The sequence below is a fragment of the Acidovorax sp. KPB24-03 genome (assembly GCF_057546605.1).
In genome coordinates this window covers 1-916 of the sequence record NZ_BAAJYR010000781.1, presented here as the reverse complement: position 1 = coordinate 916, position 916 = coordinate 1, and the positions used below count along the sequence as shown (strand labels likewise).

Annotated in this window: 2 protein-coding genes; both read left to right on the top strand. The window is 68.9% G+C overall.

Annotated features, from left to right (window positions below; genetic code table 11):
* A partial coding sequence (locus AC27KI_RS25965) for a LysR substrate-binding domain-containing protein (protein WP_487116719.1) occupies positions 1 to 310 on the top strand: 310 nt, incomplete at its 5' end.
* 79 nt (positions 311 to 389) lie between these two features.
* Positions 390 to 916: ATP-binding cassette domain-containing protein (locus AC27KI_RS25960; protein WP_487116717.1), on the top strand; the 527-nt coding region annotated here is incomplete at its 3' end.

Sequence of the window (916 nt, the reverse complement as noted above, 5' to 3'; positions counted from 1 at the left end):
CCCCGGCGCGCGCGGCGTGATCGATGCGCACCTCGACTCCCTGGGCCTGCAGCGCCGCGTGACCGCGCGCTGCGCCCATTTCAGCCTGATCCCGGAGATGGTCGCCGCCAGCCTGCTGGTGCTCACCACGGGGCGGCAGTTCTGCGAACGCTTCACCGACCGCCTGCCGCTCACCGTGCTGCCGTGCCCGGTGCCCTTCCCGCGCCTGATGTACTACCAGCTGTGGCATGCCCGCACCCACCATTCGGCCGCCGCCATGTGGCTGCGCGACAGCGTGCGCACCGTGGCAGCATCGCTACGAAAAGCATAGCGGCCAACGCATGAAGGACGTGCGCAGCATTCCGGTTTCGTGCCCAACCCCCTTTGAAAATCAAGAGACAATCGCCCGCATGAATTCCTCCCACACCTCCCCCGCCGCCGCGGCGCCGGTGCCGCGCCTGCAGCTGGCGGGCATCACGAAGCGCTATCCGGCCGTGGTGGCCAACAGCGGCGTGTCCCTCACGGTGCAGCCCGGCGAGATCCACGCCGTGCTGGGCGAGAACGGCGCAGGCAAGTCCACGCTGATGAAGATCATCTACGGCGCGGTCAAGCCCGACGAGGGCACCCTGCACTTCAACGGCCAGCCGGTGGCGGTGCGCAATCCGCAGGAGGCGAGGGCGCTGGGCATCGCCATGGTGTTCCAGCATTTCAGCCTGTTCGACACCCTCACCGTGGCCGAGAACGTGTGGCTGGGCCTGGACAAGCGGCTGCAGCTGGCCGAGGTCACGCGCCGCATCGCTGCCACCGCGGCCGAGTACGGGCTGGACATCGACCCGCTGCGCCCTGTGCACACCCTGAGCGTGGGCGAGATGCAGCGTGTGGAGATCATCCGGGCGCTGCTCACCCAGCCGCAGCTGCTGATCCTGGACGAGCCCAC